A 25,699-nucleotide genomic window follows, 5' to 3' on the forward strand; every position below is an offset into this window, starting at 1 on the left:
GCTCCTCGTGCGAGGGACGGCGGGCGGTCCTCTTCCGCGTACGGAGCTTCGTGCCCGGGGGCTAGCGCAGTCCGGTGGAGCGACGCAGGGCGGCCTGGATCAGGCGGTCCACCAGCTCCGGGTACTCGATGCCCGACTCCTGCCACATGCGCGGGTACATGGAGATCGGGGTGAAGCCCGGCATCGTGTTGATCTCGTTGATGACGAAGGCGCCGTCCTCGGTGAGGAAGAAGTCGGCGCGCACCAGGCCCTCGCAGGACGCGGCGTCGAAGGCCTCGATCGCGAGCTTCTGGACTTCGGCGGTCTGCTCCGGGGTGAGCGGGGCGGGCACGAGTCCGGAGGCGGAGTCGATGTACTTGGCCTCGAAGTCGTAGAAGTCGTGGCTGGAGACCGGCGGGATCTCGGCGGGCACGCTCGCGCGCGGACCGTCCTCGAACTCCAGGACCCCGCACTCGATCTCGCGGCCGCGCAGCAGCGCCTCAACGATGATCTTCGGGTCGTGGCGGCGGGCCTCGCGGATCGCGGCGTCCAGTCCGGAGGGCTCGTCGACCTTGGTGATGCCGATCGAGGATCCGGCGCGGGCGGGCTTGATGAACAGCGGCCAGCCGTGCTCGCCGGCGAAGTCCGCGATGCGGGCGAGGGCGCCCTCGCGGTCGTTCTCCCACTCGCGGGGGCGGATGGTCACGTACGGGCCGACGCGCAGCCCGAAGGACGTGAAGACCCGCTTCATGTAGTCCTTGTCCTGGCCGACGGCCGAGGCGAGGACGCCCGAGCCGACGTACGGGATGCCGGAGAGCTCCAGGAGGCCCTGGAGGGTGCCGTCCTCGCCGTACGGGCCGTGCAGGACGGGGAAGACGACGTCGACCTCGCCCAGCGCCTTGGGGACGGCGCCCGGCTCGGTGTAGACGACCTCGCGGCTGGCCGGGTCGACGGAGAGCACGACGGCGCCGTCCTCGGATTCGGCGAGCTGCCCCACGTTGGGGAGCTCGCCGCCGGAGATGGCCATCCGTGCGGGCTCGTCGGCGGTCAGCGCCCACCGGCCGTCCGTGGTGATGCCGATGGGCAGCACCTCGTACTTGGAGCGGTCGATGGAGCGCAGGACGGCGCCCGCCGTGACGACCGAGATGGCGTGTTCCGAGCTGCGGCCGCCGAACACGACGGCCACGCGGGGCTTGCGGCCCTGCTGCTCAGGGGTCTGGGGGAGGTTCTCGCTGCTCATATCGCCACGAGGGTACCCGCTCGAGCGTCCGGAAAGCAGTCAGCGCCGTTCCGGTTTGGCGCTGCGTCCCATGAGTTCCTTGAGCGCGACCAGGGTGGGCTTGCCGTGGTGGACGATGTCGACGACCGTGTCGGTGATCGGCATGTCCACTCCGTGGCGGCGGGCCAGATCGGCCACGGACTGGCAGGACTTGACGCCCTCGGCGGTCTGCTTGGTGACCGCGATGGTCTCCTCCAGGGTCATCCCGCGGCCCAGGTTGGTGCCGAAGGTGTGGTTCCTGGAGAGCGGCGAGGAGCAGGTGGCGACGAGGTCGCCGAGGCCCGCGAGGCCGGAGAAGGTGAGCGGATCGGCGCCCATCGCCAGGCCCAGGCGGGTGGCTTCGGCGAGACCGCGGGTGATGAGCGAGCCCTTGGTGTTGTCGCCGAGGCCCATGCCGTCCGCGATGCCGACGGCGAGGCCGATGACGTTCTTGACGGCGCCGCCGAGCTCGCAGCCGATGACGTCGGTGCTCGTGTACGGGCGGAAGTACGGGGTGTGGCAGGCGGCCTGGAGGCGCTGGGCGACGGCCTCGTCCACGCAGGCGACCACGGAGGCGGCGGGCTGCCGGGCGGCGATCTCGCGGGCCAGGTTGGGTCCGGTGACGACGGCGACGCGGTCGGCGGGGACCTTGGCCACCTCCTCGATGACCTCGCTCATCCGCTTGGCGGTGCCGAGTTCGACGCCCTTCATCAGGGAGACGAGCACGGTCTCGGGGGCCAGCAGCGGGGCCCAGGCGGCGAGGTTGCCGCGCAGGGTCTGCGAGGGGACGGCGAGGACCGTGAAGTCGGCGCCGGCCGCGGCCTCGGCCGGGTCGTTGGTGGCGCGGATGTTCGCGGGGAGTTCGATGTCCGGGAAGTAGTCCGGGTTGGTCCGGCCGCTGTTGATGGCGTCGACGAGCTCTTGGCGGCGGCCCCACAGGACCACCTCGCAGCCGGCGTCGGCGAGGACCATGGCGAAGGCCGTTCCCCAGGAGCCGGTTCCGAATACGGCTGCCTTCACGGGACGTGTCACTTGTTGCCCTCCCCTGCGGCCTTGCGCCGCTGCTGCGCCCTGGCGTTGCGATGGTCGTACGGCTGCGGGGGCGCGCTCTCGCCCCGCAGTTCCTCCAGCAGCCCGGTGATGGCCGCCATGATGACCTCGGTGACCTCCCTGAGCACGTCCGGGGTGGGTTCCCGGTCGTAGTACGCGGAGAGGTCCACGGGCGGCCCTGCGAGGACCTGGAGGGTTTTGCGCGGGAACAGATTGACCTTGTTCTCCTTGGCGTAGGGCGGCATCGCGAGATTCGCGCCCCACTGGGCCACCGGAATGACGGGGGCCCTGGTCATCAGCGCCACGCGGGCGGCGCCGGTCTTGCCGGCCATCGGCCACATGTCGGGGTCCCGGGTGAGGGTGCCTTCCGGGTAAAAGGCCACGCATTCGCCGCGCTCGATCGCGTCCACGGCGGCCCGGAATGCGTCCAGGGCGTTGGTGGACTCCCGGTAGACGGGGATCTGGCCGGAGCCGCGCAGGATCGCTCCGACAATGGGGACCTCGAAGAGGGCCGCCTTGCCGAGCAATCGGGGCACCCTGCCGGTGTTGTACTGGAAGTGCGCGTAGGACAGCGGGTCCAGATACGAGTTGTGATTGACGGCGGTGATAAATCCGCCCTCGGTCGGAATGTGTTCCATTCCCCGCCAGTCCCGCCTGAAGAGCACTACCAGCGGCGGTTTCGCGATGGCCGCCGCAAGGCGGTACCAGAAGCCGATTCTGCGGCGGGACACTCGGACACCTTCCTCTAGGACCGGTGCGCGGCTTGGGCACCTCGAGGCCGGACAAGTGTGGCCCCGAGCCCGGTCTCTGTCGAGAACACCGTACGCCCCGGACACCCGGACCAGGCCCCGGGTGGCCCGGCATGAGGTGACAATGGGGCTCCGCATGACCTGGTCATGACCCGCACATGGCCTGAGCGGCGCGCGAGCGTGCCGGAGGGAAGGGGTCCGTCACGAACGCCGTCTGGAGTCTGGTCGTCCCGCTGAAGCCGCTCGCGGTGGCCAAGAGTCGCCTCGCGCCGGCCGTCGGAGCGTCCCGGCCGGGGCTCGCCCTGGCGTTCGCGCTGGACACCGTCGCAGGGGCGCTGGCCTGCACGGCGGTCGCGGATGTGGTGGTCGTCACGGACGATCCGGCGGCCGGCGCGGAACTGGCGCGACTGGGGGCCCGGATCGTGCCGGACTCCCCGGCGGCCGGGCTCAACGCCGCACTGGCCCACGGGGCGCGGGAGATACGGGCGGGCAGGCCCGGGGCGGCGGTGGCCGCGATGAACGCGGATCTGCCGGCGCTGCGGCCACCCGAATTGCTACGCGTGCTCGAAACCGCTTCGGCATTTCCCCGGGCATTTCTGGCGGATGCGGCGGGAATCGGGACGACCCTGCTTTCGGCTGCTCCGGACGTGGAATTGGCGCCCTCGTTCGGCGGTCCCTCACGGGCCCGGCATTCGGCCTCGGGCGCGGTGGAAATGGCCCTCGTCGGCGTCGAGAGCATCCGCCGGGACGTGGACACGGGGGCGGATCTGCGTACGGTCCTGACCCTCGGCGTGGGGCGCCATACGGCCCGATACAGTGCCCGTATGCAGGCGACCGCGTACACGTACGACACCCAGACCCGCAGCGGCAGTGTGCTGCTGGACGACGGCACCCCGGTGCCCTTCGAGGCCCCGGCGTTCGACGCGGGCGGCCTGCGGCTGCTGCGTCCCGGACAGCGGGTCCGGATCGAGACGGACGGCGAGGGCGCGGGCCTGCGGATCACCCTGGTCACGCTGCAGACCTTCTGACCCCGGTCCCTCCCTCGGGCCCCCTCGCACGCACCGCGGGCCGGTTTCCCCACCGTGGGGAAACCGGCCCGGCGCGTGTGACTCGTTGCCCTACTTGGTCTTGCGGGCGGTGGTCTTCTTCGCGGTGGCCTTGCGCGTCGCCGTCTTCTTGGCGGGCGCCTTCGTCGCCGCGGTGGCCTTCTTGGCCGCCGGGGCGGTCTTCTTCGCGGTGGCGGTGGTCTTCTTCGCCGTCGCCGCAGCCTTCTTGACCGTGGCCTTCTTGGCCGCGGGGGCCGCCTTCTTCGCCACGGCGGTCTTGGCGACCGTCTTCTTGGCGGTGGCGGTGACCTTCTTGGCCGTGGTCTTCTTCGCGACCGTGGTCTTGGCGGCGGCAGCGGCCTTCTTGGCGGGCGCGGCCTTCTTCGCGGCGGCCTTCTTGACCGTCGCCGAAGCACCACCGGTGAGGCTGCCCTTGGGCGCCTTCTTCACCGATACCTCGCCGCCCTTGGGCAGCTTCTTGGTGCCGCTGACCAGGTCCTTGAAGCCCTGACCCGCACGGAAGCGGGGAACAGAGGTCTTCTTGACCCGGACGCGCTCACCCGTCTGGGGGTTACGGGCATAGCGGGCCGGGCGGTCGACCTTCTCGAACGAGCCGAAGCCCGTGACCGAGACCCGGTCGCCCCCGACGGTCGCGCGGACGATGGCGTCCAGTACCGCGTCGACGGCGTCCGCGGCCTGCTGACGGCCGCCCAGCTTGTCGGCAATCGCTTCTACGAGCTGCGCCTTGTTCAACGTCTTCCCCTTCGGAGACTTCGCCAGAACGAATGTGTTCAAGCTTATTTCGCACGTTAGGCGGATATATACCGCAAATCAAACACGAAACGGGCTTATCACCCTAGTGCCGCAACGTTGTAGGCCGTTACGGAGTTCCTTCGCATCAGTCGCCTTCAGGGAATCGACCCTCGTCGAGGTCCTTCATCAACCTGTCCAGGCGCCTTGCCGCGTCGGCGAGATCATGCTTCGCCACGGCGGTGACGACCAACAGCTTCCGGGACAGCGCCATCCTTACGCCCTCCGGGACTTGCAGTGTGCGCACCCTTGTGTGTGCTTCTTTCAATCGGTCGGCGACAAGTCCGTAGAGCTCAAGTTGACTGTCGCGTTCCATGCACAGATTGTGCCATCTGGGGCGAGTTGTCGCCTCACGGGGCCTCAACACACGACTGTGCCCCCTGCCGGATGGCAGGGGGCACAGTGTTGCCTATGTGATCACCCTAAGGCGAATAAGCGCTGCTCAGGCCGGAATCACGCCTGAATCGTGCTCGGCTTGAAGGCCGGCCGGGTGCTTTCGTACGTGGCGATGTCCGCTTCGTTCTGAAGGGTGAGGGAGATGTCGTCCAGACCCTCCAGCAGCCGCCAGCGGGCGTTGTCGTCGAGTTCGAACTCCGCGACGACGCCTTCGGCTCGGACCTGGCGGTCGACCAGGTCGACCGTGATCTCGGCGGTGGGGTCGGCCTCGGTCAGCTTCCACAGCTGCTCGACGGTCTCCTGCGGCAGGACCACGGTCAGCAGACCGTTCTTCAGCGAGTTGCCGCGGAAGATGTCGGCGAAGCGGGAAGAGATGACCGTCTTGAAGCCGAAGTTCTGCAGGGCCCAGACGGCGTGCTCGCGCGAGGAACCGGTGCCGAAGTCGGAACCGGCGACCAGGACGGTCGCGCCGGCGCGCTCGGGGCGGTTGGTGATGAACTCCGGGTCCTTGCGCCAGGCCTCGAAGAGCCCGTCCTCGAAACCGTCGCGCGTGATCTTCTTCAGCCAGTGGGCCGGGATGATCTGGTCGGTGTCGACGTTGCTGCGGCGCAGCGGGACGGCCCGGCCGGTGTGGGTGGTGAAGGCTTCCATCGTTCTCAGACTCCTGCAGGCGCGGTAGCGGCGGACGACCCGGCCAGGTCGGCGGGCGAGGCCAAGTGGCCCAGCACCGCGGTGGCGGCGGCCACCTGCGGGGACACCAGGTGGGTGCGCCCGCCCTTGCCCTGCCGGCCCTCGAAGTTGCGGTTGGAGGTGGACGCGGAGCGCTCACCGGGGGCCAGTTGGTCGGGGTTCATGCCCAGACACATCGAGCAGCCCGCGTGCCGCCATTCGGCGCCGGCCTCCTTGAAGACCTTGTCCAGGCCCTCCGACACGGCCTGCAGGGCGACGCGGACCGAGCCCGGGACGACCAGCATCCGTACGCCTTCGGCGACTTTGCGGCCCTCGATGATCCCGGCGACGGCGCGCAGGTCCTCGATGCGGCCGTTGGTGCAGGAACCTACGAAGACGGTGTCGACCTTGATGTCGCGCAGCGGCTGTCCGGCGGTCAACCCCATGTACTCCAGGGCCTTTTCGGCGGCGTTGCGCTCCGAAGCGTCCTCGTACGAAGCCGGGTCGGGGACGTTCGCCGACAGGGGCGCGCCCTGGCCGGGGTTGGTGCCCCAGGTGACGAACGGCGACAGCGTGGTGCCGTCGATGACCACCTCGGCGTCGAAGACGGCGTCGTCGTCGGTGCGCAGGGTCTTCCAGTACGCGACCGCCGCGTCCCAGTCCTCGCCCACGGGGGCGTGGTCGCGGCCCTCGAGGTAGTCGAAGGTGGTCTGGTCGGGGGCGATCATGCCCGCGCGGGCGCCGGCCTCGATCGACATGTTGCAGATGGTCATGCGGGCTTCCATCGACAGCTGCTCGACGGCCTCGCCGCGGTACTCCAGGATGTAGCCCTGGCCACCGCCGGTGCCGATCTTGGCGATGATCGCCAGGATCAGGTCCTTGGCGGTGACGCCCTCGGCCAGCGCGCCGGTGACGGTGATCGCCATCGTCTTGGGGCGGGCCAGCGGCAGCGTCTGGGTCGCCAGCACGTGCTCGACCTGGCTGGTGCCGATGCCGAACGCCAGCGCGCCGAAGGCGCCGTGCGTGGAGGTGTGCGAGTCACCACAGACCACCGTGGTGCCCGGCTGGGTCAGACCCAGCTGCGGTCCCACGACGTGGACGACACCCTGCTCGACGTCGCCCAGCGAGTGCAGGCGCACGCCGAACTCGGCGCAGTTCGCCCGCAGCGTCTCCAGCTGGGCCCGGGAGACCGGGTCCGCGATCGGCTTGTCGATGTCGATGGTGGGGGTGTTGTGGTCCTCGGTCGCGATGGTGAGGTCGAGGCGTCGGACCTTGCGGCCGGCCTGGCGCAGCCCCTCGAAGGCCTGCGGGCTGGTCACCTCGTGCAGCAGGTGCAGATCGATGAAGAGGAGGTCGGGCTCGCCTTCGGCGCGCCGGACGACATGGTCGTCCCAGACCTTCTCCGCGAGTGTCCTACCCATCGCTTTCCCTCCGGCCGGCCGGTTGTGCCGGCGCTTGATAGAGATCTCGTGCGCCTGATCGTCCGTACCCCACGTCCCGGACGACGGCTCGGACCCAGTGGTTCGTGGACCCGCACATACAGACTCGCTGGTTCTTGGAAAAATTGAACTTGCGTTTCACAGTGTGAGACGCGAATATCGTTTCATGGACAACTCTAGCGGCGTCGGCGTTCTCGACAAGGCAGCTCTGGTATTGAGCGCACTGGAGTCCGGTCCGGCCACCCTCGCCGGGCTGGTCGCGGCGACAGGGCTCGCACGACCCACGGCACATCGCCTTGCCGTGGCACTGGAACACCACCGGATGGTGGCGAGGGACATGCAGGGCCGGTTCATCCTCGGACCGCGGCTGGCGGAGCTCGCCGCCGCGGCCGGCGAGGACCGCCTGCTGGCCACGGCCGGACCGGTGCTCACCCACCTCCGGGACGTGACGGGAGAGAGCGCGCAGCTCTACCGGCGTCAGGGCGACATGCGCATCTGCGTGGCGGCCGCCGAGCGGCTGTCGGGCCTGCGGGACACCGTCCCGGTGGGCTCCACGCTCCCGATGAAGGCCGGTTCGGCCGCGCAGATCCTGATGGCCTGGGAGGAGCCCGAGCGGCTCCACCGCGGCCTGCAGGGCGCGCGCTTCACGGCGACGGCGCTCTCGGGCGTACGGCGTCGCGGCTGGGCGCAGTCGATCGGCGAGCGGGAGCCCGGCGTGGCCTCCGTCTCGGCGCCGGTGCGCGGCCCCTCGAACCGCGTGGTGGCCTCCGTATCGGTCTCCGGGCCGATCGAGCGCCTGACCCGGCACCCGGGGCGCATGCACGCCCAGGCCGTCATCGACGCGGCCGCCCGACTGACCGAGGCCCTGCGCCGCTCCAGCTGAGCAACTCCCCGGTCGCAGACCTCCCCCACCCCAACCCCCGGGCCCGGGGGCGCGTGAGACGCCGCACACGTCCACACACGCGCCGCCGGGCCCGCACTTCTTCCCTCTGCCCGACGCCTGCCCGGCCTCTGCCAGGCCTCTGTCCGGAAACAGCGAAGAGGCCCTCCGCGATGAACGCGGAGGGCCTCTTCTGTGCGTACCCCCGACCGGATTCGAACCGGCGCTACCGCCTTGAGAGGGCGGCGTGCTAGGCCGCTACACAACGGGGGCTAGCTGTTACTGCGGTACTGCGCTGGGCTACCAGGACTCGAACCTAGAATAAGAGAACCAGAAACTCTCGTGTTGCCAATTACACTATAGCCCAAAGGTCTAGACCAGCTAGACACCGTACCCCCGACCGGATTCGAACCGGCGCTACCGCCTTGAGAGGGCGGCGTGCTAGGCCGCTACACAACGGGGGCCCTAGCGATCCTGCATCAAAACATCCGGGTGCGACCCTGGAGATCTCGCGGGAAGGATCTGTACCCCCGACCGGATTCGAACCGGCGCTACCGCCTTGAGAGGGCGGCGTGCTAGGCCGCTACACAACGGGGGCAAGCACTGCGTCACTACTGAACTGCGCTGGGCTACCAGGACTCGAACCTAGAATAAGGGAACCAGAAACCCTCGTGTTGCCAATTACACTATAGCCCACCAAAACTCAAGACCCTGAGGGACTTTCGTTCGGTTAGCGCCTCCGGCCCGGCCTTTCGGCCCGCTCGGGCGGCGCAGAAAGAACATTACCGGATGCCTGACCGTGCTCCAAAACGGGTATCCCCGGCCAGCACCTGCGGGAGCCGGTCGAGTCCGGCGATCCGGTGCACGCCCTCGGGTCCGGGGCCGCGCGACCCGTCGCGGTCGAGCCACACGGCCGTCAGACCGGCGTCACGGGCGCCGCGCGCGTCGATCTCGGGCTGGTCTCCCACGTAGACCACTTCCCCCGGCTCCAGGCCCATCTCGGCGCACGCGGCGAGGAAGGCACCGGCCTCGGGCTTGCTGACGCCCAGCTCCACGGCGCACACCAGGACCTCGAAGCGGTCGCGCAGGCCGAGGTGGCGCAGCTTGGGGTCCTGGTTGGCCACGGAGGAGTTGGAGAGCACCCCGTGGCGGTAGTCGCCGGCCAGGGCGTCCAGGACGGGCACCACGTCGGGGAACAGCTCCCAGGCGGTCCTGTAGTGCTCCACGTACCGCTCGAACCAGTCGTCGGCCTGTGCGTCGGTCATGGCGGGCCGCCCGAGGAACTCGCGCACCCGGTCCCGGCGCTGCCCCTGGAAGGTGCCCTCGCCGGCCGCGAACCGCTCCCAGTGCCGGTCGGTGATCCGCCGCCACAGCGCGAGCGCCTCGGCCGGAGCCCCGTACCGCTCCGCGAGCCCCTCGGCGACCAGGTGCGCCGCGAGCCCGGCCCGGTCGGCCCCGGTGTAGTCGAAAAGGGTGTCGTCGATGTCCCAGAGCACCGCACGGATCGCCATGCGGCCGACCCTACGCGGAACGCCCCGGGGGCGGCAGCCCTTTCGGAGCTGCCGCCCCCGGGGGGACGTACGGGCCGTTCTACGCGGCGTTGAGCTTGGCCAGGGTCGCGTCGATGCGGGACAGGGAGCGGTCCTTGCCCAGGATCTCGAGGGACTCGAAGAGCGGGAGGCCGATCGTGCGGCCGGTGACGGCCACGCGGACCGGGGCCTGGGCCTTGCCGAGCTTGAGGCCGTGGGCCTCGCCCGCGGTGAGGACCGCCTGCTTGAGGGACTCGGGGTCCGACCAGTCGGCGGCGGCCAGGTTCTCGCGGGCCGTGGTGAGGAGGGCCGCGGGCTCGCCCTTCATCGCCTTGTCCCACGAGGCCTGGTCCTCGACCGGCTCCTTCAGGAACAGGAAGTCGACGTTGGCCGTGATGTCGGAGAGGACCGTCACCCGGGTCTGGGCGTACGGCGCGATGCGCTCCCAGGCGGCGGTGTCGAAGTCCTCGGGCGCCCAGTTGGCGTGCGGGGCCTGGAGCCACGGGGCGCAGCGGTCCGCGAAGACCTTCGGGTCGAGCAGCCGGATGTGGTCGGCGTTGATCGACTCGGCCTTCTTGAGGTCGAAGCGCGCCGGGTTGGCGTTGACGTCCGGGATGTCGAACTTCGCCACCATCTCCTCGATCGAGAAGATGTCCTGGTCCTTGGAGAAGGACCAGCCGAGCAGCGAGAGGTAGTTCAGCAGGCCCTCGGGGAGGAAGCCGCGCTCGCGGTACAGGTTGAGCGAGGCCTCGGGGTCGCGCTTGGAGAGCTTCTTGTTGCCCTCGCCCATCACGTACGGCAGGTGGCCGAAGGCCGGCACCGCCTTGGCGATGCCGAGCTCGATCAGGGCCCCGTAGAGCGCGATCTGGCGCGGGGTCGAGGACAGCAGGTCCTCGCCGCGCAGGACGTGGGTGATCTCCATCAGCGCGTCGTCGACCGGGTTGACGAGCGTGTAGAGCGGGGCGCCGTTGGCCCGGACGATGCCGAAGTCCGGCACGTTGTCGGGGGTGAAGGTCAGCTCGCCCCGGACCAGGTCCGTGAAGGTGATCGGCTCGTCGGGCATCCGGAAGCGGACGATCGAGGTGCGGCCCTCGGCTTCGTACGCGGCCTTCTGCTCGTCCGAGAGCTCGCGGCACTGGCCGTCGTAGCCGGAGGGCTTGCCGGCGGCGCGGGCCGCGTCGCGGCGGGCGTCCAGCTCCTCGGTGGTGCAGTAGCAGGGGTAGGCGTAGCCGCCGTCCTGGAGCTTCTGCGCGACGTCCTTGTAGATGTCCATGCGCTCGGACTGGCGGTACGGGGCGTGCGGGCCGCCGACCTCGGGACCCTCGTCCCAGGTGAAGCCGAGCCAGCGCAGCGAGTCGAGCAGCTGGCCGTAGGACTCCTCGGAGTCGCGGGCCGCGTCGGTGTCCTCGATGCGGAAGACGAACGTACCGCCGTGGTGGCGGGCGAACGCCCAGTTGAAGAGGGCCGTGCGGACCAGACCCACGTGGGGGTTGCCGGTCGGGGACGGACAGAAACGTACGCGGGGGGTCGCGTTAGCCACGCTTGATCACCTTGTTGGTGAGAGTGCCGATGCCTTCGATGGTGACGGCGACCTCGTCGCCGACGTTCAGGGGGCCGACTCCGGCCGGGGTCCCCGTGAGGATGACGTCGCCCGGGAGCAGCGTCATGGCCTCGGTGATGTGCACGATGAGGTCCTCGATGGAGCGGACCATCTCGCTGGTGCGGCCGAGCTGGCGCTGTTCGCCGTTGACGGTGCACTGGATGGTCAGGTCGCTCGGGTCCAGATCGGTCTCGATCCACGGGCCGAGGGGGCAGGAGCTGTCGAAGCCCTTGGCGCGGGCCCACTGCTTCTCGCGCTGCTGGACGTCGCGCGCGGTGACGTCGTTGGCGCAGGTGTAGCCGAGGATGACGTCCTTGACGCGCTCGCGCGGGACCTCGCGGCACATGCGGCCGATCACCACGGCGAGCTCCGCCTCGTGGTGGAGGTCCTGGGAGAAGGACGGGTACGCGATCGGGTCGCCCGAGCCGATCACCGAGGTGGAGGGCTTGAAGAAGGTGATGGGGGCTTCCGGACGGCCTTCGCTGTCGAAGACGGCGTTGCCCAGCTCCGCCGCGTGCTCCGCGTAGTTGCGGCCGATGGCCACGACCTTGTTCGGGAGCACGGGCGGCAGCAGCCGGACCTTGTTCAGCGGGACCTTCGTGCCGGAGAGCTCGAAGTCCGCGAACGGGATGCCCTTGATGATGTCGAGGACGAGCTCACCTTCGGCGCCGGGGGCTTTGCTGCCCTCGACCGCGCCGAAGGCGACATTGCCGTCGATCGAGAACCTGGCGATGCGCACGTGTTGCGTCTGCCCCTCTGTATTTCCGCTGGCTGGAGTCTGCGGACTCCAGGCTAACGCGGTGGGGGCCGACGCTTCGCGCGGCTTTCGCCGGACACTCCCGTTACTGGGCGACGGCGACCGGCGCGTCCATGAGGATGGTGCGGCGCGGGTTCGCGGTCTGGCCCGGCAGGTCGACGGTGTGCTCCGGGACCGGCGCGGTCTGCAGCTCCTCGGCGTCCTTGAGGTGCGCGAGGGTGGTGCGGCGCGGGTTGGCTATGTTGCGGAACATCATCGTCGTCTTCATCGGAGTGCGAAGCCCTCGGCTCACTAGGTCGGATGGTGGCGGCGGATGCCGCCGGGGTGCCTTCGGAGTGCCGCTTGTCGCTCGCGGCAAGCCTGTAAAGCTCAAGGCTAAACATCTGAATCCCCCGTCGAACCGGGAAGTAATGGCCACGGCTATGTGAGTTTGCTCACCAGTGACCAGGCATTACGGGCATAACGGGCAGTCAATTCCGCCCCACAAAGCGGACATTGCGCCACTGAATGCGCCATTCCGCTCCCGATCATCGCGACTGGGACAGCTTGCCAGGCGCGAGGTTTGGGCGGCGTAAGTCCGATTCGGTATGAATTGGCCCGCACGTCGGGTAGTGCATGCGTCACCTGACGTGACCGACTGTCCGGGCAGGGACTCGCACCTTGTTGGAGATCCGCCTCTGTGCTGGAATTCGCGGGACCGCCGCGGGAATCAGCCGGCGCGCAGGTGGCGCGACACAGCGCCGAGCGCGGCGGCAACGGAGAGGGAGACGCGCCGGTCACCGACGACCACCATGGGGCGCATTGCCCCACGACTCGACACCGTCCCACCGGTCGCCCGGCGGGACGCCTGGTCCAGAGGTTGCGACGCTAGTGCAGGGACGATTCAAGAGGGATGACAAGGGGTCTCCCCAGGCCCGTCAGGGCCGTGGGGACGCCGCGCCGGAGCAGGACCCGCGCGGCGGGACCGACCGTGGCTCCTCGCCCCAGCACGCCCAGAACCGCGGGCCGGCTGTCGAGAGCGGGGGCCCCGACGGCTCCGCCGCGCTGAAGCCGAAGGGCCGCGCCAAGCCCAAGGGCGGCTCCAAGGCCGACGACGAGTCGGGCAGCCGTGACGTCGCGATACCCCAGACCCCCCGTGGGTCCGGTTCCCGTCTGGCCATGCAGAACTGGCGCATCAGCACGCGACTGGTGTCGCTGCTGACCCTGCCCGTCGTCGCCGCCACCACCCTCGGTGGCTTCCGCATCAACGACTCGCTCAACGACATCGCGCAGCTGGAGCACATGCAGCTGCTGACGACGATGACGCGTCAGGCCACCAACCTGGCCGCCATGCTCCAGGCCGAGCGTGACAACTCCGCCGGTCCGCTGTCCGTCGACAAGTCGGGCAAGCCCAGCACCCTCGTCCAGGGCGTCCGCGACTCGACCGACTCCGCCGTCCGGGCCTTCGCCGCCGCGACCGACAAGGTCGACGTCGCGGAGGGCAACGACGAGACGCTCCGGTCGATCCGCAACAACATCCTGCAGATCGCACACGGGCTCAACAACCTCGAAGAGATCCGCAAGAACGCGTACCAGAACGGTGCTCAGCAGACCGTCACCGAGTACAACGCGCTGGTCGTCTCGCTGCTCTCGCTCTCGCAGGACATGGCCCAGGCCACCTCGAACCCCGAGATGATCAAGCGCACCCGTGCGCTGGCCGCGTTCTCCTCCGCCAAGGAGTACGCCTCGATCCAGCGCGCGATCATCGCGGCCGCGCTCCCCGCGGACCCCGCGCTGGCCGGCACCCTCACCGAGAACGACCGGCTGTACGCCCGCTCCGCCCAGAGCAGCGAAGAGCAGGCGCGCAAGACCTTCGAGCTGGTCTACCAGGGCAAGCCCGAGGAGCTCCTCGCGGCGCTCGGCGACGGCAACCAGGAAATCGCCACCGCCGACCACTACGCCCGCCGCGTCCTGGGCAACAAGGACCAGTTCGCCAAGGAGAAGAACCGGTCCTGGATGGACTGGTACGACGCGGACGACACCAAGCTCCAGGCCATGAAGGTCATCGAGCTCACCCTGCTCGAGGACATGGAGCAGAAGGCCCGCGAGCTCAAGAACGAGTCGCAGCGCGACGCCCTCATCAACGGTGCGCTGATCCTCCTCGTCCTCGGTGTCTCCCTCGTCGGCGCCTTCGTCATGGCCCGCTCGATGATCCGCTCCCTGCGCCGCCTCCAGGACACCGCGACCCGCGTCGCCCAGGACCGGCTGCCCGAGCTCGTCAAGCAGCTGTCGGAGTCCGACCCGCAGGACGTGGACACGACGGTGGAGTCCGTCGGTCTGCACACCCGCGACGAGATCGGCCAGGTGGCCGCGGCCTTCGACGACGTGCACCGCGAGGCCGTCCGCCTCGCCGCCGAGCAGGCCCTCCTGCGAGGCAACGTCAACGCGATGTTCACCAACCTCTCGCGCCGTTCGCAGGGCCTCATCCAGCGCCAGCTCTCGCTCATCTCCGAGCTGGAGTCGCGCGAGGCCGACCCGGACCAGCTGTCCTCGCTCTTCAAGCTCGACCACCTCGCGACCCGCATGCGCCGTAACGGCGAAAACCTCCTCGTCCTCGCGGGCGAGGAGCCGGGCCGCCGGTGGACCCGCCCCGTCCCGCTCGTCGACGTGCTCCGCGCCGCCGCGTCCGAGGTGGAGCAGTACGAGCGCATCGAACTCTCGTCGGTGCCCGGCACCGACGTGGCCGGCCGCGTCGTCAACGACCTCGTGCACCTGCTCGCCGAGCTGCTGGAGAACGCCACCTCGTTCTCCTCCCCGCAGACCAAGGTCAAGGTCACCGGTCACGCGCTGCCCGACGGCCGCGTGCTCGTCGAGATCCACGACACCGGTATCGGCCTCTCCCCCGAGGACCTCGCCGCGATCAACGAGCGGCTCGCTTCGCCGCCCACCGTGGACGTCTCCGTCTCCCGCCGCATGGGTCTGTTCGTGGTCGGCCGCCTGTCCCTGCGACACGGCATCCGCATCCAGCTCCGCCCCTCCGACTCGGGCGGTACGACGGCCCTCGTCATGCTCCCGGTGGACGTCGCCCAGGGCGGCAAGAAGCCGGCTCCGATGCCCGGCCAGGGCGGTCCGGGCGGTCAGGGCTCTCCCGGCGCCCCCGGTCAGGGCGGTCCCGGCGCGCAGGCGCAGGGTTCGATCCCCGGACCCGGCGCGCGTCCCCCCGTGGGCGCCGCGCCGCAGCGCGGCCAGGTTTCCGCCGGCAACCAGCGCGCGGCCCTGCCGGGCCGCGACGGTGGCCCCGGCGGCCAGCCCCAGGGCCCCGGTCCGCAGGGCGGACGGCCGCAGCAGCAGGGTCCCGGCGGCCAGACGCAGAGCGCCTTCGGTTCGGGTGCTCCGCTGCCGGGCCGCGGCCCGGTCTCGGGTCCCGGCGGCCCGGGCGGCTTCGGCGGTCCGCAGGCCCGTCCGGTCGGCGCCCCCACGGCGTCCGGTCCCGGCGGCTTCCCGCAGGGCAACGGCTTCGAGCGCCCGCAGCAGCCCCAGCAGGCGCAGCCCCAGCAGCCGCAGCCGCAGCAGTCGGCCCCGCAGCAGGCCCCGCAGCAGCAGGGTCAGCAGCAGGCCGGCGGCCCGGCCGCGCGCGGCCCCCGGCCGCAGCTTCCGCCGCGCGGTGGCGCACCCCGTCCGGAGCTCCCGGGCGCGGGCGGCGGACCCGCCTCGATGCCCCAGACCACCAGTTGGGGCGCGGGCCAGCGCGGGCACGACGTACCGCGCGGCCACGACGAGCTGTCGGGCCCCGGTTCCACGTCCGAGTTCCCCCGCCCCGACTTCAACGCCCCGGCCCCGCAGGCCGGCGGCAGCGGCGGTCGCGACAACGGCACCACGGGCCAGTTCGCCCGCCCCGAGTTGGGTGACCCGGCCTCCACCGGCCAGTTCGCCCGCCAGGACTTCGGTGACCCGGCCTCCACGGAGCAGTTCGCCCGCCAGGACTACCAGGCCCAGCGGCCCGGCGGCCCCGGTGTCGGCGGCTACGTCCAGCCCGGCCAGGCCCCGCAGCCCCAGGGCAACCACGCCCCCGTACCGACTCCGCGCGCGGAGGCTCCGCGGCTGCCGCAGGCACCCCGTCCGGAGGCCCTGCCCCCGGCCGGTCCGGGCGCCGGCGAGGGTCGCAGCCCGATCTTCGACACGCTGGAGTCGAACTGGTTCCGCCAGGAGGCCGGCCAGCCGCCGCAGGCACCGGCGGTGCCCCAGCAGGCGCAGCAGTCCGCTCCCGTGGCTCCGGCTCCGGCTTCCCCGCAGCGCCCGCAGCAGCACCAGCTGCCGCAGCGCGGCCAGGAGCAGGCTCCGGCCGAGTCCGCGCAGACGGCCACCGGCGCCGTGCCGACCGTGAGCTGGCGCTCCTCCCCGAACGACGAGCTGATGCGGCAGGCCGAGCGCGTGCGCCAGCCCGCCGCCGGCGGTATCACCACGTCGGGTCTGCCCCGCCGGGTCCCGCGGGCGAACCTCGTGGCCGGCACCGCGCAGCAGCAGGCCGAAGCACAGGCCGGCCCCCAGGTTTCGCGATCCCCGGACGACGTCCGCGGCCGTCTCACCAACCTCCGACGCGGTATCCAGCAGGGTCGGCAGGCCGGCACCACCGGCCCGGCCACCGGCAGTTACCACATCGACCCCACATACCAGCAGGAGCGATAGTTGAGTTCGATGAGCCAGGCGGCACAAAACCTGAACTGGTTGATCACGAACTTCGTGGACAACACCCCCGGGGTGTCCCACACCGTGGTGGTCTCCGCCGACGGCCTCCTTCTGGCGATGTCCGAGGGCTTCCCCCGCGACCGGGCCGACCAGCTCGCCGCGGTGGCCTCCGGGCTGACCTCCCTCACCGCGGGTGCGTCCCGCATCTTCGAGGGTGGCGCCGTCAACCAGACGGTGGTGGAGATGGACCGCGGATTCCTCTTCCTGATGTCCGTCTCCGACGGATCCTCGCTGGCCGTACTGGCGCACCCCGAGTGCGACATCGGCCTGGTGGGCTACGAGATGGCCCTCCTCGTGGACCGCGCCGGCAGTGTCCTCACCCCGGACCTGCGCGCGGAACTGCAGGGAAGCCTGCTCAGCTGACTGCCGCTCTCCCGGCCGGACGGTACTGCCGGCCGGGGGACCGGGGCCGCGGCCCCGGAACCCAGTACCACCGCCAGGCCGTCATACCGTCCCCCCACCGGCCGCCCCGTCAGACGGCACGCTGACCATTGCTGTCCAGCCCGGAGGATCAATGACCCCGCCCCCCGCCTATTCCGATCAGTACGGAGACTCGTACTCGGAAGGCGACCAGCCGCTGGTTCGTCCGTACGCGATGACCGGTGGCCGGACCCGACCGCGCTACCAGCTCGCCATCGAGGCCCTGGTCAGCACCACGGCCGATCCGATGCACCTGTCCGGGCTGCTCCCGGAGCACCAGCGCATCTGCACCCTCTGCCGTGAGGTCAAGTCGGTCGCGGAGGTCTCCGCGCTGCTGAACATGCCGCTCGGCGTCGCACGGATCCTCGTCGCCGACCTGGCGGAGGCCGGCATGGTGGCCATCCACCAGCCGGGCAATGGAGAGGCCGGCGGAACGCCGGATGTAACGCTGCTCGAGAGGGTTCTCAGTGGACTTCGCAAGCTCTAACGGCGGAGCGGCTCCTCGCTCCACCACCTCCGCGAAGATCGTGGTGGCGGGTGGCTTCGGCGTGGGCAAGACCACGTTCGTGGGCGCCGTCTCCGAGATCAACCCGCTGCGCACCGAGGCCGTGATGACGTCCGCGAGCGCGGGCATCGACGACCTGACCCACACCGGGGACAAGACGACCACCACGGTCGCCATGGACTTCGGCCGCATCACCCTGGACCAGGACCTGATCCTGTACCTCTTCGGTACCCCGGGTCAGGACCGCTTCTGGTTCATGTGGGACGACCTCGTGCGCGGCGCGATCGGGGCGATCGTCCTGGTCGACACGCGTCGCCTGGCCGACTGCTTCCCGGCCGTGGACTACTTCGAGAACAGCGGCCTGCCCTTCGTCGTGGCCCTCAACGGCTTCGAGGGGCACCAGCCGTACACCCCGGAGGAAGTCCGCGAGGCCCTGCAGATCGGCCCGGACGCGCCCATCATCACCACCGACGCCCGCCACCGCGCGGACGCCAAGAGCGCGCTCATCACGCTCGTCGAGCACGCCCTGATGGCGCGGCTCAAGTAGCGGCTCGTCTGGAGGCGCTGCGCAAAGAGGGCTTCACCGGCTGGTTTTGGGGGGGCGGGCTGTGTCATAGGACACGGCCCGCCCCCTTTGTTCATAACGTTTCGACAGAGAATTGCCGGTAGTTGGCGACACGGTGCGTTCGTCCGGTGTCACTGCGCTCACAACTGGCCCCATTTTTGCCGCAGGACGCTCTTTATGTCCGATTTATGTGGGGCATAAGGCTCTAGGAATGGCCGATTTCAACTGTTTGGAACACGGCCGTTAACCGTGCTGGAATTCAACGAACTAGCTAGTAGCACCGCCGAGAGGTTGTTGGTCGAGTGAGGCGAAGCAACTCGAGCCCCGCGGATGAACCCGCGCGCGGCAACTTCACCCCGCCGCCACGCGCGGCCACGTCTTCCTTTGACGTACCCGTGGAACCATCCGTGAGCAGTGGCAGCACCAGCAGGTTCTCGCCCCGCAACTGGCGCGTGCCGACCCGTCTGAACGCCATCCTGCTCGTGCCGGTCCTCGTCGGACTGGTCATGGGCGGCTTCCAGGTGAAGGGCTCCATCGACACCTGGAACGAGGCCAAGGACGCCGAGAAGACCACCGGCATCGTCCAGGCCGCAGCCGAGTACGGCCAGGCGCTCCTGAACGAGCGCGACCTGACGGCCGACGCCCTGCTCAGGGGCCAGCGCGAGTCCGAGCCCGTCCTGAAGGCCTACTCCGCCACCGACGCCGCCAAGGCGAAGTTCGCCGAGGCCGCGAAGGACCTGCCCGCGGGCCAGGGCCTGGAACGCCGCCTGGAGCTCTTTCGCCAGGAGGAGCCGAAGCTGGAGCAGGTCCGCAAGACGGCCTACCTGCCGCAGCTGGAGACGCCGAAGAAGGCCCTCCCGAAGGCACTGGGCCCGATCCCGACCGAAGAGGGGTACGTGCTGGTCCAGCACTACCTCATGCAGTTCTCCAACGAGCTGGGCCTCGGCACCGGCAACGTGACCTCGTACGGCCGCATGGTCTACGCGCTCGAACTGTCCAAGGCCGCGAACTCGCTGCAGCGCTCGGTGGGCACGCACCTGCTGGTCCGGCCGAGTGCGAACGAGGACATCCGCAAGGCCCAGCTCGTCGCCTTCTCCTCGTACGCGTACCTCGAAGAGATCGCCATCGGCGAGTACGTCGCCGCCGGCACCGACGAGGACGTCGCGCGGCTGCGCGAGATCATGGGCAAGAAGTCCGAGGAGGGCGCCCAGAAGCTCGCCGCCGCCAAGCAGGCGGCCGAGCAGGCCGGCACCGTCTTCCACGCCCCGCCCGTGGTCAACGACTCCGCGCTCACCGGTATGACCGAGGCGATAGCCAGCGGCGAGAAGCCCGCCAAGCTCGCGGTGGACGGCACCACCCCGCAGGCCTGGCAGGCCGCGGCCACCGCCAAGTTCGACGGCTACGCCGAGCTCGAGAAGGAACTCCTCGACAAGGCCCTCAAGGACTCCGTCGCCGTCTCCGACGAGGCCCGCAACGACGCCATCCTGACCGGCGCCATCGTGGTCGTGGCCCTGCTCGCCGCCTTCATCCTGGCCGGCATGATGGCCCGCCAGATGGGCCGCGCGATGCGCCGGCTGCGCAACGGCGCCTTCGACGTCGCCGAGCAGCGCCTGCCGATGCTCGTCGACCAGCTCTCGCGCACCGACCCGGGCAAGGTCGACACCCGCGTGGTGCCGATCCCGATCGACTCCCAGGACGAGATCGGCGAGATCGCCCGCGCCTTCGACCAGATCCACCGCGAGGCCGTCCGGCTCGCCGCCGAGCAGGCCCTCCTCCGGGGCAACGTCAACGCGATCTTCACGAACCTCTCCATGCGCAACCAGTCGCTGATCGAGGGCCAACTGACCCTGATCACCGAGCTGGAGAACAACGAGGCCGACCCGGACCAGCTGGAGAACCTCTTCCGCCTGGACCACCTGGCCACCCGCATGCGCCGCAACGGCGAGAACCTCCTCATCCTCGCCGGTGAGGAGCCGGGCCGCCGCTGGGACCAGCCGGTCCCCCTCGTCGACGTCCTGCGCGCCGCCTCCTCCGAGGTGGAGCAGTACGAGCGCGTCGAGCTGTCGGGCGTCTCCGAAGCCGAGATCCACGGCCAGGCCGTGACCGACCTCGTGCACCTGCTCGCCGAGCTGCTGGAGAACGCCACCACCTTCTCCTCCCCGCAGACCAAGGTCCGGGTCAACGCGACGCGTCTGCCCGACGGCCGGGTCATGGTCGAGATCCACGACAAGGGAATCGGCCTGACGGCCGAGGACTTCGCGGACATCAACCACAAGCTGGCCAACCCGCCGACCGTGGACGCCGCGATCTCCCAGCGCATGGGCCTGTTCGTGGTCGGCCGGCTGGCCGACCGGCACGGCATCCGCGTCCAGCTGCGCCCCTCGGGCGAAGCGGCCGGCACCACCTCGCTGGTCATGCTCCCCGACGCCATCACCCACGGTGGCGGTGGCGAGGAGATCCCGGCGGACGACTTCACGGTCTCCCAGATGATCCCGCGCCAGCAGGCCCATCAGCCGGCCGCGCAGCGCACGGCCGCCGAGCTCGGCTTCGACGACTCCCGCTACGAGGTCCACCGGGCCGACCGGCCGGGCTTCGACGAGCCCGTCGCCGACCCGGTCGGCCGGTCCCTGGGCCGTGATGAGCGCCGGGCCGCGCTGGAGGCGCAGGTCGGCTACCCGCAGGTGCAGTCGCAGTACGACGAGCCCGCGGCGGAGTATCCGGAACCGCAGCCGGAGCACGCGTACCAGCCGTACCAGGGCTACGAGCAGCAGCCCGCGCAGGGCTACGACCCCGGTTACGAATCCGCTCAGGCCGGGCAGGGATACGACGCGTACACCCAGCAGGATTACGCCTATCCGGAACCCGAGTACACGGATCAGCGACAGGAACTCCCGGCCTACGACGGCGGGTACGATTCCCGTTCCACCGCTGCGGAGTGGCCCCAGCAGAACACCTACTCGGGCTCCTACCAGCAGGATTACGGGACCGAATCGGAATCACCGGCCGCTCCCGAACCGGCCCAGGAGCGCGTAGGCTTCGACCGTCCGGGCACCGCTGCCGACGCCGGCCACCAGGTGACCGGGGCGGGCCTGCCGCGACGCGGCAGCCAGCCGCAGCAGCGGCCGGGACAGCAGGAAACGGAGTCCTCCGGATCCCTCTTCGAGCAGCGGCCGCCGCGACAGCAGCAGCCCGCGGCGCCGGAGAAGGCCCCCGGGGAAACGGAAGGCACTGCCGACTGGCGCTCGAACAACGACGAGCGCTGGCAGCAGGCCGCCAAGCTCCGCGAGCCGAAGGCCGGCGGGGTCACCCCCTCCGGTCTCCCCCGGCGGGTGCCCAAGGCCAACCTGGTCGAGGGCGCTGCGGAGACGACGCCGCAGGGAGGCCCCGAGGTCTCCCGAGCCCCGGAGGACATCCGTGGCAGGTTGAGCAACCTGCGACGCGGTGTCGAGCAGGGCCGCAACGCGGGATCCGAGCAGTCAAGTAACAGCTATGACCAGGAGCGTTAGTGTGAGCGCGATGAGCCAGGCAGCGCAGAACCTGAACTGGTTGATCACCAACTTCGTGGACAACACCCCAGGGGTGTCCCACACGGTGGTGGTATCCGCCGACGGCCTCCTTCTGGCCATGTCCGAAGGCTTCCCCCGCGACCGGGCCGACCAGCTCGCCGCGGTGGCCTCCGGGCTGACCTCCCTCACCGCGGGTGCGTCCCGCATCTTCGAGGGTGGCGCCGTCAATCAGACGGTGGTGGAGATGGACCGCGGGTTCCTGTTCCTGATGTCCGTCTCCGACGGATCCTCGCTGGCCGTACTGGCGCACCCCGAGTGCGACATCGGCCTGGTGGGTTACGAGATGGCCCTCCTCGTGGACCGCGCCGGCAGTGTCCTCACCCCGGACCTGCGCGCGGAACTGCAGGGCGGACTTCTCAACTAGCAGACAGGCAGTGCGTTTCGCGTCACTGCACCATAGGGTGCGGTGGCGCGGTTCCACAGGGAGTACTGCGTACTTGGAGTCGGAGGAGGAAACGTGACAACACCCGGAGGACATCCCTATGGCGGCGCGCAGCAGCCGCAGGGTGGGCACGACCAGAACCGCTTCAACTTCCCTTCCGCTCCCAGCAACCGGCCTTCGTCGGAGCACGACCCCGCCTCCGGGCAGCCGTACCAGCGGCAGCCCTACCAGCAGCCGTACAGCCGGCCGCAGCAGCCCGGGCAGTCCTACCGGCCCCCGCAGCAGCCTCCGCGCGGCGGGCGCCCGCAGGCTCCGCAGGCGCACAACCCGCTGGTGCGCCCGTACGCGATGACCGGTGGCCGGACCCGACCGCGCTACCAGCTCGCCATCGAGGCACTGGTCAGCACCACGGCCGATCCCGCGCGTCTGCAAGGGCAGTTGCCCGAGCACCAGCGCATCTGCCTCCTGTGCCAGGAGATCAAATCCGTCGCGGAGATCTCGGCACTTCTTTCCATTCCTCTTGGCGTAGCCCGGATCCTCGTCGCCGACCTGGCGGAGGCCGGCCTCGTAGCCATCCACCAGCCCGGCGGCGACGAGTCCGCCGGCGGCCAGCCAGATGTGACACTGCTCGAAAGGGTGCTCAGTGGACTTCGCAAGCTCTAACGGCGGAGCGGCTCCTCGCTCCACCACCTCCGCGAAGATCGTGGTGGCGGGTGGCTTCGGCGTGGGCAAGACCACGTTCGTGGGCGCCGTCTCCGAGATCAACCCCCTGCGCACCGAGGCCGTCATGACGAGCGCCTCCGCCGGCATCGACGACCTGACCCACACCGGGGACAAGACGACCACCACGGTCGCCATGGACTTCGGCCGCATCACCCTGGACCAGGACCTGATCCTGTACCTCTTCGGTACCCCGGGTCAGGACCGCTTCTGGTTCATGTGGGACGACCTCGTGCGCGGCGCCATCGGCGCCGTCGTCCTGGTCGACACCCGCCGTCTCGCCGACTGCTTCCCCGCCGTCGACTACTTCGAGAACAGCGGCCTGCCCTTCGTCATCGCCCTCAACGGCTTCGACGGGCACCAGCCGTACACCCCGGAGGAAGTCCGCGAGGCCCTGCAGATCGGCCCGGACGCCCCCATCATCACCACCGACGCCCGCCACCGCGCGGACGCCAAGAGCGCGCTCATCACCCTGGTCGAGCACGCCCTCATGGCCCGCCTGCGGTAGCCGTCCGGTCGTACGCGAAAGCCCCCCGCACTCCGAGGAGTGCGGGGGGCTTTTCACGTGGTGCCTGCGGGGCTTCGCGTACTAGCCCTGCCAGCTGCGCGGGCCGCGGAAGCCGGGGGTGCGCTCCAGGCGGCGCCAGCCCGCCTGGGAGCGGGCGGCGGTGGCGGTGTCCTCGGGGGCGGCCGCGGCGCGGGCGAGCAGGATCGCGGTGATCGCGGCCAGCTCCTCGGGCTCGGCGTTGCCCTTCTCGACCTTCAGCAGGGTGCCGGTGGCGTTGCTCATCGGTGGCAGTTCTCCTTCGACGTCTACTGGGGCGGGTTGCCGTGCTTGCGCGACGGCAGGTCCGCGTGCTTGTTGCGGAGCATCGCGAGGGCGGCGACGAGGACCTCGCGGGTTTCGGCGGGGTCGATCACGTCGTCGACGAGGCCTCGCTCGGCCGCGTAGTAAGGGTGCATCAGCTCGGCCTTGTACTCCTTGACCATGCGCGCACGCATTGCCTCGGGGTCTTCGGCGTCCGCGATCTGCTTGCGGAAGATGACGTTGGCGGCGCCCTCGGCGCCCATCACGGCGATCTCGTTGGTCGGCCAGGCGTAGGTGAGGTCGGCGCCGATGGACTGGGAGTCCATGACGATGTACGCACCGCCGTAGGCCTTGCGCAGGATCAGCGAGATCCGCGGCACGGTCGCGTTGCAGTACGCGTACAGCAGCTTCGCGCCGTGGCGGATGATGCCGCCGTGCTCCTGGTCGACGCCCGGCAGGAAGCCGGGGACGTCCAGGAGGGTGATGATCGGGATGTTGAAGGCATCGCAGAGCTGGACGAAGCGCGCCGCCTTCTCGGAGGCGTGGATGTCCAGGACGCCGGCGAGGTGGCCGGGCTGGTTGGCGACGATGCCGACGACCTGGCCGTCCATCCGCGCCAGGGCGCAGATGATGTTGCGGGCCCAGCGCTCGTGGATCTCCAGGACGTCGCCCTCGTCGACGAGCTCCTCGATGACCTTGAGCATGTCGTACGGGCGGTTGCCGTCGGCGGGCACGAGGTCCAGCAGGACGTCGGACCGACGGTCGGCCGGGTCGCTGGTCTCGTGGACCGGGGGGTTCTCGCGGTTGTTGGAGGGCAGCATCGTGATGAGGTAGCGGACCTCGGAGATGCAGGTCTCCTCGTCGTCGTACGCGAAGTGCGCCACGCCCGAGGTCTCGGCGTGCACGTCCGCGCCGCCGAGGCCGTTCTGGGTGATCTCCTCGCCGGTCACCGCGCGGACCACGTCCGGGCCGGTGATGAACATCTGCGAGGTCTCCCGGACCATGAACACGAAGTCCGTCAGCGCCGGGGAGTAGGCCGCGCCGCCGGCGCAGGGGCCCAGCATCACCGAGATCTGCGGGATGACGCCCGAGGCCTTGGTGTTGCGCTGGAAGATGCCGCCGTACCCGGCGAGCGCGGAGACGCCCTCCTGGATGCGGGCGCCGGCGCCGTCGTTGAGGGAGACCAGGGGGGCACCGGCCGCGATGGCCATGTCCATGATCTTGTGGATCTTCGTGGCGTGGGCCTCACCCAGGGCGCCGCCGAAGATGCGGAAGTCGTGCGCGTAGACGAAGACCGTACGGCCCTCGACCGTGCCCCAGCCGGTGATGACACCGTCGGTGTAGGGCTTCTTGGCCTCCAGGCCGAACCCCGTCGCCCGGTGGCGACGCAGCTGCTCGACCTCCTTGAAGGAACCCTCGTCGAGCAGCAACGCGATCCGCTCACGGGCGGTGAGCTTGCCCTTGGCATGCTGCGCTTCGGTCGCCCGGTCGCTCGGGCCGCGCCGCGCCTGCTCGCGCAGGTCGTGCAGCTCGGCCACGCGCCCGCGGGCGTCCGTCGGCTCGCTCGGAATCTGGTCCACAACGGTCATGTAATGACCTTACGAAGCCGGACCGGAAAAACCCTCCGTCGAATCCGCACAGTGTCAGGTGTCTTCCGCTGTCCGGGCCGGACAGAACCGATGTGGGAGCAGCCCGTCCCACCAGGCAGGACGTTGGTCCTTTGTGGGGATTCAACAAAACTCCCGCCAAGCGGCCGCCAAGGCGCCACCAAGGTGCCCTCAAGACATCCAAGCCACTCGCAAGAACTTCCAGAGGTTGAAATTTGAACGGAATGGGTCTAGCGTCG

Annotated in this window: 22 protein-coding genes, 5 tRNA genes and 1 pseudogene; 10 read left to right on the forward strand and 18 right to left on the reverse strand. The window is 70.0% G+C overall.

Annotation, left to right across the window (positions count from 1 at the left end):
• Window positions 1-61: 61 nt before the first annotated feature.
• From ACFVX6_RS18705 to ACFVX6_RS18715, 3 genes are read right to left on the reverse strand one after another with little or no spacing between them, the layout of a single operon-like run.
• On the reverse strand, window positions 62-1,219 hold the full coding sequence (locus tag ACFVX6_RS18705) for a D-alanine--D-alanine ligase family protein (protein WP_389692757.1): 1,158 nt from the start codon (window positions 1,217-1,219) through the stop codon (window positions 62-64).
• A gap of 39 nt (window positions 1,220-1,258) precedes the next feature.
• Window positions 1,259-2,269 carry an NAD(P)H-dependent glycerol-3-phosphate dehydrogenase gene (locus ACFVX6_RS18710; RefSeq protein WP_389692759.1) on the reverse strand — a complete coding sequence of 337 codons (1,011 nt, stop codon included), beginning with the start codon at window positions 2,267-2,269 and terminating at the stop codon, window positions 1,259-1,261.
• The gene (locus ACFVX6_RS18715; RefSeq protein WP_389692761.1) at window positions 2,266-3,018 is read right to left on the reverse strand and encodes a lysophospholipid acyltransferase family protein; all 753 of its coding nucleotides are present in this window, start codon (window positions 3,016-3,018) and stop codon (window positions 2,266-2,268) included. Before ACFVX6_RS18715 ends, ACFVX6_RS18710 begins: the two co-directional genes overlap by 4 nt.
• A gap of 239 nt (window positions 3,019-3,257) precedes the next feature.
• On the opposite strand from ACFVX6_RS18715, the pseudogene cofC reads away from it, so the two are divergent.
• Window positions 3,258-3,857, forward strand: a pseudogene (gene cofC / locus ACFVX6_RS18720) (2-phospho-L-lactate guanylyltransferase); the annotation flags it as partial.
• 297 nt (window positions 3,858-4,154) lie between these two features.
• On the opposite strand, the gene ACFVX6_RS18725 reads toward cofC, so the two are convergent.
• The 4 genes from ACFVX6_RS18725 to leuC all read right to left on the reverse strand — a co-directional run bounded on the left by ACFVX6_RS18725 (window position 4,155) and on the right by leuC (window position 7,378).
• A complete protein-coding gene (locus ACFVX6_RS18725) occupies window positions 4,155-4,835 on the reverse strand; it encodes an HU family DNA-binding protein (RefSeq protein WP_266881319.1) in 681 nt (226 codons plus the stop codon).
• A 145-nt stretch (window positions 4,836-4,980) separates the two neighbouring features.
• Complete coding sequence (locus ACFVX6_RS18730; protein ID WP_243337737.1) at window positions 4,981-5,208, reverse strand: hypothetical protein; 228 nt, start codon at window positions 5,206-5,208, stop codon at window positions 4,981-4,983.
• A gap of 137 nt (window positions 5,209-5,345) precedes the next feature.
• On the reverse strand, window positions 5,346-5,939 hold the full coding sequence (leuD, locus tag ACFVX6_RS18735; RefSeq protein WP_389692763.1) for a 3-isopropylmalate dehydratase small subunit: 594 nt from the start codon (window positions 5,937-5,939) through the stop codon (window positions 5,346-5,348).
• 5 nt (window positions 5,940-5,944) lie between these two features.
• Window positions 5,945-7,378, reverse strand: a complete 1,434-nt coding sequence (gene leuC / locus ACFVX6_RS18740; protein WP_389692765.1) for a 3-isopropylmalate dehydratase large subunit — start codon at window positions 7,376-7,378, stop codon at window positions 5,945-5,947.
• Window positions 7,379-7,562: 184 nt separating this feature from the next.
• Between leuC and ndgR the strand changes: the two genes are divergently transcribed.
• Window positions 7,563-8,279, forward strand: a complete 717-nt coding sequence (ndgR, locus tag ACFVX6_RS18745) for an IclR family transcriptional regulator NdgR (RefSeq protein WP_112450208.1) — start codon at window positions 7,563-7,565, stop codon at window positions 8,277-8,279.
• A 197-nt stretch (window positions 8,280-8,476) separates the two neighbouring features.
• On the opposite strand, the gene ACFVX6_RS18750 is transcribed toward ndgR, so the two are convergent.
• The 9 genes from ACFVX6_RS18750 to ACFVX6_RS18790 all read right to left on the reverse strand — a co-directional run bounded on the left by ACFVX6_RS18750 (window position 8,477) and on the right by ACFVX6_RS18790 (window position 12,430).
• A tRNA-Glu gene (locus ACFVX6_RS18750) sits at window positions 8,477-8,549 on the reverse strand.
• Window positions 8,550-8,571: 22 nt separating this feature from the next.
• A tRNA-Gln gene (locus tag ACFVX6_RS18755) sits at window positions 8,572-8,643 on the reverse strand.
• Window positions 8,644-8,667: 24 nt separating this feature from the next.
• Window positions 8,668-8,740, reverse strand: a tRNA-Glu gene (locus ACFVX6_RS18760).
• 61 nt (window positions 8,741-8,801) lie between these two features.
• Window positions 8,802-8,874: transfer RNA gene (locus ACFVX6_RS18765), tRNA-Glu, on the reverse strand.
• A gap of 26 nt (window positions 8,875-8,900) precedes the next feature.
• Window positions 8,901-8,972 (reverse strand) — tRNA-Gln (locus tag ACFVX6_RS18770).
• 86 nt (window positions 8,973-9,058) lie between these two features.
• Window positions 9,059-9,787, reverse strand: a complete 729-nt coding sequence (locus ACFVX6_RS18775) for an HAD family hydrolase (RefSeq protein WP_389692767.1) — start codon at window positions 9,785-9,787, stop codon at window positions 9,059-9,061.
• 79 nt (window positions 9,788-9,866) lie between these two features.
• On the reverse strand, window positions 9,867-11,345 hold the full coding sequence (gene gltX / locus ACFVX6_RS18780) for a glutamate--tRNA ligase (protein WP_389692769.1): 1,479 nt from the start codon (window positions 11,343-11,345) through the stop codon (window positions 9,867-9,869).
• Window positions 11,338-12,144 carry a fumarylacetoacetate hydrolase family protein gene (locus ACFVX6_RS18785; protein WP_389692771.1) on the reverse strand — a complete coding sequence of 269 codons (807 nt, stop codon included), beginning with the start codon at window positions 12,142-12,144 and terminating at the stop codon, window positions 11,338-11,340. The genes gltX and ACFVX6_RS18785 overlap by 8 nt, the downstream gene beginning before the upstream one ends.
• 103 nt (window positions 12,145-12,247) lie before the next feature.
• Window positions 12,248-12,430, reverse strand: a complete 183-nt coding sequence (locus tag ACFVX6_RS18790; RefSeq protein WP_389692773.1) for a hypothetical protein — start codon at window positions 12,428-12,430, stop codon at window positions 12,248-12,250.
• Window positions 12,431-13,032: 602 nt separating this feature from the next.
• On the opposite strand from ACFVX6_RS18790, the gene ACFVX6_RS18795 reads away from it, so the two are divergent.
• The 8 genes from ACFVX6_RS18795 to ACFVX6_RS18830 all read left to right on the forward strand — a co-directional run bounded on the left by ACFVX6_RS18795 (window position 13,033) and on the right by ACFVX6_RS18830 (window position 23,553).
• On the forward strand, window positions 13,033-16,827 hold the full coding sequence (locus tag ACFVX6_RS18795) for a nitrate- and nitrite sensing domain-containing protein (RefSeq protein WP_389692775.1): 3,795 nt from the start codon (window positions 13,033-13,035) through the stop codon (window positions 16,825-16,827).
• 9 nt (window positions 16,828-16,836) lie between these two features.
• The gene (locus ACFVX6_RS18800) at window positions 16,837-17,250 is read left to right on the forward strand and encodes a roadblock/LC7 domain-containing protein (protein WP_150212026.1); all 414 of its coding nucleotides are present in this window, start codon (window positions 16,837-16,839) and stop codon (window positions 17,248-17,250) included.
• A gap of 151 nt (window positions 17,251-17,401) precedes the next feature.
• Window positions 17,402-17,794 carry a DUF742 domain-containing protein gene (locus tag ACFVX6_RS18805; protein WP_243337752.1) on the forward strand — a complete coding sequence of 131 codons (393 nt, stop codon included), beginning with the start codon at window positions 17,402-17,404 and terminating at the stop codon, window positions 17,792-17,794.
• On the forward strand, window positions 17,775-18,359 hold the full coding sequence (locus tag ACFVX6_RS18810; protein WP_243337754.1) for an ATP/GTP-binding protein: 585 nt from the start codon (window positions 17,775-17,777) through the stop codon (window positions 18,357-18,359). Before ACFVX6_RS18805 ends, ACFVX6_RS18810 begins: the two co-directional genes overlap by 20 nt.
• A gap of 320 nt (window positions 18,360-18,679) precedes the next feature.
• Window positions 18,680-21,883 (forward strand): nitrate- and nitrite sensing domain-containing protein, encoded by a 3,204-nt coding sequence (locus ACFVX6_RS18815; protein WP_389692777.1) that lies wholly within the window; start codon window positions 18,680-18,682, stop codon window positions 21,881-21,883.
• A 10-nt stretch (window positions 21,884-21,893) separates the two neighbouring features.
• The gene (locus ACFVX6_RS18820) at window positions 21,894-22,307 is read left to right on the forward strand and encodes a roadblock/LC7 domain-containing protein (RefSeq protein ID WP_243337850.1); all 414 of its coding nucleotides are present in this window, start codon (window positions 21,894-21,896) and stop codon (window positions 22,305-22,307) included.
• A gap of 93 nt (window positions 22,308-22,400) precedes the next feature.
• On the forward strand, window positions 22,401-22,988 hold the full coding sequence (locus tag ACFVX6_RS18825; RefSeq protein WP_389692779.1) for a DUF742 domain-containing protein: 588 nt from the start codon (window positions 22,401-22,403) through the stop codon (window positions 22,986-22,988).
• Complete coding sequence (locus ACFVX6_RS18830; RefSeq protein ID WP_007266770.1) at window positions 22,969-23,553, forward strand: ATP/GTP-binding protein; 585 nt, start codon at window positions 22,969-22,971, stop codon at window positions 23,551-23,553. Before ACFVX6_RS18825 ends, ACFVX6_RS18830 begins: the two co-directional genes overlap by 20 nt.
• Window positions 23,554-23,634: 81 nt before the next feature.
• Here the strand turns inward: ACFVX6_RS18830 and ACFVX6_RS18835 are convergent, their stop codons facing one another.
• Both ACFVX6_RS18835 and ACFVX6_RS18840 read right to left on the reverse strand, forming a co-directional pair.
• Window positions 23,635-23,835 (reverse strand): acyl-CoA carboxylase subunit epsilon, encoded by a 201-nt coding sequence (locus tag ACFVX6_RS18835; protein ID WP_389692781.1) that lies wholly within the window; start codon window positions 23,833-23,835, stop codon window positions 23,635-23,637.
• A 23-nt stretch (window positions 23,836-23,858) separates the two neighbouring features.
• On the reverse strand, window positions 23,859-25,442 hold the full coding sequence (locus ACFVX6_RS18840; RefSeq protein WP_243337765.1) for an acyl-CoA carboxylase subunit beta: 1,584 nt from the start codon (window positions 25,440-25,442) through the stop codon (window positions 23,859-23,861).
• Window positions 25,443-25,699 lie beyond the last annotated feature (257 nt).

Source organism: Streptomyces sp. NPDC058289 (assembly GCF_042880975.1).
Lineage (GTDB): Bacteria > Actinomycetota > Actinomycetes > Streptomycetales > Streptomycetaceae > Streptomyces > Streptomyces stoeckheimensis.

Bases quoted from the DNA above. Each gene is read 5' to 3' on its own strand.
- ACFVX6_RS18705 (WP_389692757.1), bottom strand. From the start codon at position 1,219: ATGAGCAGCGAGAACCTCCCCCAGACCCCTGAGCAGCAGGGCCGCAAG.
- ACFVX6_RS18730 (WP_243337737.1), bottom strand. From the start codon at position 5,208: ATGGAACGCGACAGTCAACTTGAGCTCTACGGACTTGTCGCCGACCGA.
- leuD (WP_389692763.1), bottom strand. From the start codon at position 5,939: ATGGAAGCCTTCACCACCCACACCGGCCGGGCCGTCCCGCTGCGCCGC.
- leuC (WP_389692765.1), bottom strand. From the start codon at position 7,378: ATGGGTAGGACACTCGCGGAGAAGGTCTGGGACGACCATGTCGTCCGG.
- ndgR (WP_112450208.1), top strand. From the start codon at position 7,563: ATGGACAACTCTAGCGGCGTCGGCGTTCTCGACAAGGCAGCTCTGGTA.
- ACFVX6_RS18775 (WP_389692767.1), bottom strand. From the start codon at position 9,787: ATGGCGATCCGTGCGGTGCTCTGGGACATCGACGACACCCTTTTCGAC.
- ACFVX6_RS18790 (WP_389692773.1), bottom strand. From the start codon at position 12,430: ATGAAGACGACGATGATGTTCCGCAACATAGCCAACCCGCGCCGCACC.
- ACFVX6_RS18800 (WP_150212026.1), top strand. From the start codon at position 16,837: ATGAGCCAGGCGGCACAAAACCTGAACTGGTTGATCACGAACTTCGTG.
- ACFVX6_RS18805 (WP_243337752.1), top strand. From the start codon at position 17,402: ATGACCCCGCCCCCCGCCTATTCCGATCAGTACGGAGACTCGTACTCG.
- ACFVX6_RS18820 (WP_243337850.1), top strand. From the start codon at position 21,894: ATGAGCCAGGCAGCGCAGAACCTGAACTGGTTGATCACCAACTTCGTG.
- ACFVX6_RS18835 (WP_389692781.1), bottom strand. From the start codon at position 23,835: ATGAGCAACGCCACCGGCACCCTGCTGAAGGTCGAGAAGGGCAACGCC.
- ACFVX6_RS18840 (WP_243337765.1), bottom strand. From the start codon at position 25,442: ATGACCGTTGTGGACCAGATTCCGAGCGAGCCGACGGACGCCCGCGGG.